Source organism: Pedobacter sp., assembly GCF_041662865.1.
Taxonomy (GTDB): Bacteria; Bacteroidota; Bacteroidia; order Sphingobacteriales; family Sphingobacteriaceae; genus Pedobacter.
Window position 1 is genome coordinate 1 of the sequence record NZ_JBAZRL010000081.1, and the last position, 6990, is coordinate 6990.

6 protein-coding genes are annotated in these 6990 nt (G+C 36.7%); 3 read left to right on the forward strand and 3 right to left on the reverse strand.

Going from position 1 to position 6990, the window contains the following annotated elements; all coding sequences use genetic code 11:
• The 3 genes from WC622_RS16000 to WC622_RS16010 form a co-directional block, all read left to right on the forward strand.
• Nucleotides 1–752: sodium/proton-translocating pyrophosphatase (locus WC622_RS16000; RefSeq protein WP_372820696.1), on the forward strand; the 752-nt coding region annotated here is incomplete at its 5' end.
• A gap of 137 nt (nucleotides 753–889) precedes the next feature.
• Nucleotides 890–2614 carry an amino acid permease gene (locus WC622_RS16005; protein ID WP_372820697.1) on the forward strand — a complete coding sequence of 575 codons (1725 nt, stop codon included), beginning with the start codon at nucleotides 890–892 and terminating at the stop codon, nucleotides 2612–2614.
• Nucleotides 2615–3458: 844 nt separating this feature from the next.
• On the forward strand, nucleotides 3459–4034 hold the full coding sequence (locus WC622_RS16010; RefSeq protein WP_372820698.1) for a MarC family protein: 576 nt from the start codon (nucleotides 3459–3461) through the stop codon (nucleotides 4032–4034).
• Nucleotides 4035–4488: 454 nt separating this feature from the next.
• Here the strand turns inward: WC622_RS16010 and WC622_RS16015 are convergent, their stop codons facing one another.
• From WC622_RS16015 to WC622_RS16025, 3 genes are all read right to left on the reverse strand, one after another.
• Nucleotides 4489–5664 (reverse strand): RsmB/NOP family class I SAM-dependent RNA methyltransferase, encoded by a 1176-nt coding sequence (locus WC622_RS16015; protein ID WP_372820699.1) that lies wholly within the window; start codon nucleotides 5662–5664, stop codon nucleotides 4489–4491.
• Between the two features lie 6 nt (nucleotides 5665–5670).
• Complete coding sequence (locus WC622_RS16020) at nucleotides 5671–6804, reverse strand: ABC transporter substrate-binding protein (protein WP_372820700.1); 1134 nt, start codon at nucleotides 6802–6804, stop codon at nucleotides 5671–5673.
• Between the two features lie 64 nt (nucleotides 6805–6868).
• Nucleotides 6869–6990 (reverse strand): hypothetical protein (locus WC622_RS16025; RefSeq protein WP_372820701.1); only part of this gene is annotated, 122 nt, incomplete at its 5' end.

The following is a 6990-nucleotide window of genomic DNA, read 5'->3' on the forward strand; positions in this document are numbered from 1 at the left end:
TTGCTGCCTTTGTGGGTGTTGCAGGTATTTCTGCTATCGATATTTACAAAGCCCCGGTATTGGCTGGTTTGTTTGTGGGTGCTATGATCCCTTTCATTTTCTCAGCATTATGTATTGCAGCAGTTGGTAAAGCAGCAATGGATATGGTACAAGAGGTTCGTCGCCAGTTCCGTGAAATTCCTGGAATTATGGAATACAAAGCGAAACCAGAATACGAAAAATGTGTAGCGATTTCAACTAAAGCGTCTATTCGTGAAATGATGTTGCCAGGGGCGATTGCCTTATTGGTTCCTATCATCGTAGGTTTTGGATTTAAAGGTGTGTTTCCTGCAGTGAGTTCTGCCGAGATACTTGGTGGTTTATTAGCAGGTGTTACGGTATCGGGTGTGTTGATGGGAATCTTCCAATCAAATGCAGGTGGTGCATGGGATAACGCTAAAAAGTCATTCGAAAAAGGAGTAAAAATTAATGGTGAGATGTTCTACAAAAAATCAGAACCACATAAAGCTTCTGTAACGGGTGATACGGTTGGAGATCCATTTAAAGATACTTCAGGTCCATCTATGAATATCTTAATTAAATTGATGTCTATCGTTTCGTTGGTAATTGCACCTTATATTGCTATTAACGCATCAAACGCACCTAAAGTAGAGATTAGAAAAGAAATTCAAATCACAAAAACGGTTGATTCTTTAGGAAACATTAAAATAGATACACTTAAAAATGACGTGGATACACTAACTCATCCTTAGTATATTTATAATTGTTACTAAATAAAGGGGGTTTTGCAGAAAAATCCCCTTTATTTTTACATTATTTTTAATTAGGTTTGAACCTATATTTAATAAAACTGAAAACTTATAGAAACACTTTAACTAAACCTTAAACTATGAATTTTAGAAAGTCAATTGACTTACTTACAAAAGAAGCTGAAGAGAGCGGAGAAGGCACGCTGAAGCGGACCCTTGGCCCCGTAAATCTAGTTGCTTTGGGAATTGGTGCTATTATTGGCGCTGGTTTATTCTCTATTACAGGTTCTGCAGCAGCAAACAATGCTGGTCCTGCAATTACCATTTCATTCATTATTGCAGCTATCGGTTGTGCTTTTGCTGGTTTATGCTATGCAGAATTTGCATCAATGATACCAGTTGCTGGTAGTGCTTATACCTATTCTTATGCTACCATGGGCGAGTTTATCGCTTGGATTATTGGATGGGATTTGGTACTTGAATATGCGGTTGGTGCCGCTACAGTTGCGATTAGCTGGAGCAGGTATCTGGTCAAGTTCCTCGAATACTTTAATGTACACCTACCCGCCCAGGTCGTAATGTCGCCATTTGATACAGCGGTATTAGCAGATGGCACATCGGTATCAGGTATGTTTAACTTACCAGCGGTATTTATTGTGGTATTAATGTCGCTAATCCTAATTAAAGGAACGAAAGAATCGGCAATGATTAATGGTATCATCGTGGGTGTTAAAGTAGTAATTGTGTTAATCTTCATCTTCTTAGGATGGAAATATATCAATGCAGATAACTATTCTCCTTACTTTATTCCTGCTGATAAACCTGGACACGAAGGGTTCTTCACTAACGGATGGGGTGGTGTAATTAGAGCTGCTGCTATTGTATTCTTTGCTTACATTGGTTTCGATGCGGTTTCTACTGCAGCGCAGGAAGCAAAAAATCCTAAAAAAGATATGCCTATCGGTATTTTAGTTTCACTATTCATTTGTACTATTCTATATATCTTATTTGCTCACGTAATGACAGGTGTTGCTAACTACGACTTATTTAAAGGTCAGGATGGTATTGCTCCAGTTGCGGTTGCAATTGATAACATGGGTATGAAAAATGCTGCAGGTGTAGTAACTCCTGCGTATCCTTGGTTAAACAAAGCAATTATCCTAGCTATTTTAGGTGGTTATGCTTCTGTAATCATGGTAATGCTAATGGGTCAATCAAGAGTATTCTTCTCGATGAGTAAAGACGGATTAATTCCTAAAGTATTCTCTAGTGTACATACTAAATTCGGTACGCCATCAAAAAGCAATTTATTGTTTATGGTATTTGTGAGTTTATTCGCTGCTTTCGTTCCAGCTCGTGTAGTTGGTGAAATGACAAGTATCGGTACGTTATTCGCATTTATCTTGGTATGTATTGGGGTAATGATTTTAAGAAAACGTATGCCAGATTTGCCTAGAGCATTTAAAGTTCCTTTGGTACCGCTTATCCCTATTTTAGGTGTATTGGTATGTTTAGGTATGATGGTATTCTTACCACTTGATACTTGGGTGCGTTTATTGGTATGGATGATTATCGGTATCAACATTTACTTATTCTATGGTATTAAAAACAGTGCTTTGTCGGATAATAAAGTAGCAACCTTAGTAAGAAGCAATAAAGTGGTTTCTTATGTAGGTTTAATTTTAGCGGCTTTATTAATTATTGTGGCGGTGTTACATCACCACTTATCGTTACAAGCAATGGAAACTGATGCAACTGTTAAAGCTGATGTAGGTTTATACTACTTCTCTTTAGTGTTTGCTGTAGCACACGTATTGTTATATGGGTATAGAATCGCAACTGCGAAAAGTATCCAACCAAGATAAGTTAGCTTAATCTTTTAAAAGCCACCTCAATTTAATTGAGGTGGCTTTTTTGTTTATAATATAACTTGTCATCCAGAGCATAGCGAAGGATCTATTTTTAGCTCACACTCAGGCTTGCCTCGGCTCGCCGCCGCCGACTGGCTCTGAACTTTTTCACTAGTGTTTAACTATTGCGTCATTTCGACCGTAGCGGAGAAATCTTTGTTTTTATTTTTTAGCTCACACTCGGGCTTGCCTCGGCTCGCCGCCGCCGACTGGCTCTACCTTTTTCTTGATAAAAAGGTAACCAAAAATCAAGGCTGCGAATCATTATTCGGATTACGCTATCCAAACTTTTAGGGCAACAGAAAAAGGTTCGATGAAAAACCGAACTGCTTTCTGTCTTGGGTTGTGGTTGTTTTAAGATAGTGCAAAAGTTTGAATACGTTCTCCTTCGGAATGCTTCAAGGCCAGTCCTAGTTCTTGGGAATAGTTTGTGGTTTGGGAAGGGTTGTAAAGCGGTTTGCGTCATTATCACCATGTTCGTCCTTGCGAGGCTTGTTTTTCACAAGCCGCGGCAATCTCCTATTTGCAATTTACTTGTTGCCGTTATTGCATGAAGAGATTGCCGCAGTCGGTGAAGAACCTCCTTCGCAAAGATGAGTGTTTTTGCCGCCCCTAAGGCTATCGTCATTGCGAGGAGAGAAACGACGAAGCAATTTTACAACATATGCAAAGATGATAATCTATCGCTTTAAGATTGCTTCGTACCTCGCAACGACGAAAATTCTAATAAAAACAATATTATCGAACTAAGATTAATATCTAAACAGAAGTCTTACATTTGTTTCAAACCATCACGATTATGGAACATTTACAATTCGATTTCAGTCAAATTCTATCTACTACAATGGTATTGTTTGCCATTATTGATATTTTAGGATCCATTCCCATTGTAATTGAATTGCGTAAAAAGGCCGGACATATTCAATCTGAAAAGGCAGCTATTGTTGCCACAGCCTTAATGATTGTCTTTTTATTTGCTGGTAAAACACTATTAAGCGTAATTGGTGTTGATGTGGAATCTTTTGCTATCGCTGGTTCTTTTGTAATTTTTGCCTTAGCGATGGAAATGGTGTTAGGCTTAACCATTTTTAAAGAAGAAGCTCCAGAAACGGTATCTATTGTGCCTTTGGCTTTCCCCTTAATTGCTGGAGCTGGAACAATGACTACCCTGCTTTCCTTGAAAACAGAGTATGCTACACAGAATATTATTGTGGGTATTATCCTGAATATGATTTTCGTTTATTTTGTATTGAAGAATACAGATCGCTTAGAAAGGCTTTTCGGTAAAACCGGATTAAACATTCTTAGGAAAGCATTTGGCATTATTCTATTAGCCATCGCAATTAAATTATTTAGGACGAATACGGGGTTGTAAGTTAACAGAATGTTATTTGAAAGGTCGTCATGCTCAGCTCGATCCGATAGCTATAGGATGGGCATCGTAATGAATTAGTAAAATACCAAACCTTTTCACCGCATTAAGATTCCCGTTTGCACGGGAATGACGAACGATGTGTAGTCCCGAGTTAATAACATACTATTAGAAAGTTCATCATGCCCAGCTCGATCCGATAGCTATCGGATGGGCATGGTAATGAATTAGTAGCAAATACCAAACCTTTCACCGCATTAAGGTTCCCGTTTGCACGGGAATGATGATATTACTTACTAATTACAAGGTTTGTAACAAATATTCAGTAAATTGGTCTTATAGTTGTAATTCGTTTTGTAATGAACAGTTTTGAGCAGTTTACAGTAATCATTGGCGCACTAGCCATTCTTTTCGAAGCCATTAGGCATTTGAAAGAGAAGCTTAAACATTGGCATCACTAGCCAACCTTTTCTTGCTTGATTAATCGGGCAACAAACATACTATCTGCTTTATCTGCATAGCCTTTTATTAACTCCATTTTCTCTAGTTTCAAATCAAAATTATCGACTAGGTACTTAACCACATCTTCGTTTTCTGCTTTAAAGACAGAACAAGTCATGTAAATTAATGGTTTACCAGGTTTTAGGTACTTCACTACATTCGCAGCAATTGCTTTTTGCAGCTTTACGTAGTTCTCTATTTTATATTTCTCGAAATAGTATAGCATTTCAGGCGTACGTCTCCACGTTCCAGAACCCGAACAAGGCGCATCTAGCAAAATACCATCAAACTCGTAATGGTGTAAGATCTGATCGTTATTTTGTAAAAGGTCAATTACTTTTAAATGGTACTTTTTAATGCCTGATAGCTGAAAGCGTTCTTGCAAATTCGTCAAGCTATTTTCTCGTACATCACTCACTAAAAGTTCTAGATTAGGTTCTAAGCTATGTAAAAGAAGAGATTTTCCGCCAGATGCGGCACAACAGTCCCACCAATAATCGTACTTCTTAGGTTCATAATAGGCACCCGTTTGTTGCGAAGAAAGATCTTGAATTTGATATAGCCTTGGGTCGCTAATTACCTGCTCTAGTTTTGTACCGTTAGGCAAAGCTAACGTAGTTGAAGAAATTTCTATATAAGGAACTTCATTCGACTTTAGTTGATTAATTATCGCTTGAATGTGTGTTTCTTTTACTCTGATGAATAAATCTGGCTGAACAAAGAAAGCTGGGTAAAACTCCTCTTTATCAATTCCTTCAGAAAGTTCAACGCTAAAAGGAAAAACTTCTTCTAGTTTAAATGCTGGATAGTGCTGTTTAACTAAGGCTATTTTTTCGTTAACCGATTTCGAAATTGATTCTTCTAATTTTGGTAAGTAAGTGGAGATAATTAAACTCGTCGTGTCATGACATAAAAAATCAGCAATTGCTAATCTTTCTAAATCAGCTAGTTTACTTAGCGCTTTTCCTAATCTAAAAAAGCTATAGATATACCGTGTTGCCCATCTCCTATCGGATGAGCCCATTTGTTTGTTCTGTTTAAAATAACTGAATAAATGTCGATGTAAAGGCAGCACCCCATCGTAACTTTTTAAAAGTTGTTCAAATGCTCTTACCTGATGTTCTACCCTCATATGTTATTATTCAACCGTATTCAAGTTAAAATTCCTATACTGCACTAACATTAATTCTTTGTTAAAATATCCATATTGTGGATTAAAAACAAACTCGAATGAGTTGTGCAAACCTTTATATTTCTCTTTAGTTAAATAATCCAAGTAATCTGCACCATGCTTCGCTAATAGTTTACCAAAGTAAAACCCAATATCAAATCCTTTATACGAGTATTCACTTGGTTCGAAATTAAATTGAGCACGGTACTTTTTAATGAAGTTAATTACTGCCGAACTTTTATAATCAATTTTATACGATGTACTTATAATGGTATTTAAGCCCTGCAATTGATCTAAATTATACGTTTGTTTTATCCAGTTTGGGTGACCAAAAAGATTGATATCATAGTCGACAGTTTTTAAGTTTTTTAACTTAAATAGTTTATAGATACTGGGTTTAACAAAAGACATTTCAGCTGAACAAATCACCACAGCATATCGCTTTCCTTTAATCATTCTAGTTTCAAAGGCATAGGTCGATGTAAATTCTTGAACAATAAATGATGGGTATTTTGCCTTAAACTGATTTCTAATGGGCGCTGCAAATTGTTCATCAGCAGTTTTTTTGGGGTTAATTAAAACCACAATCGAATTGCTACTTTGATAATGATCTGCAATGTAATCGGCTATTTTAGCGCCATGCTGATCTATATTGTTTACTATGGAAATTAATTTAGGGTTATTAAAGTCGCTAGGCTTTGATGCTGCCAAAGGCGAAACAATAGGCAGATCATTGGCAACGGCATAGTTCGTCAGGTACTTTATCCCCTCTGGAAAAACTGGACCAATAATGAGGTTACTATTTTTTAGATTTCCTTTTTTAAGAAGAATGGATAATTGACTGTTATCATCTCTCGTGTCGAAAACATTCAGTTTAAAATTAAGACCTAAAGAAGCAGCAGAATCTATCCCTAGTTTTACACCTTGATAAAAATCAATAGCCATATCAGCTCTTTCTAGTTGAGCTTTTGTAGCTGTTTCTAAATTAATCTGGTTTAGCTTAAAAGGGATTAATACCGAAACATCAGCTTCTGTAAATCTCTTTACTGGCTTTTCTGTTTTTACAACTGCTGGGGTATTATTTTTAACTGGTTTATTCACACTAGTATTCACCTTTGGTGAACATGATGCAAATAGTAAAGCGCCAAAAATTAGCAGCTTAAATTTATTCCCACTCAATAGTTGCTGGCGGTTTCGAACTAATATCATATACTACTCGGTTAATTCCTTTTACTTTATTAATAATTTCATTAGAAATTTTTGCGAGCACGTTATAAGGTAAATGGC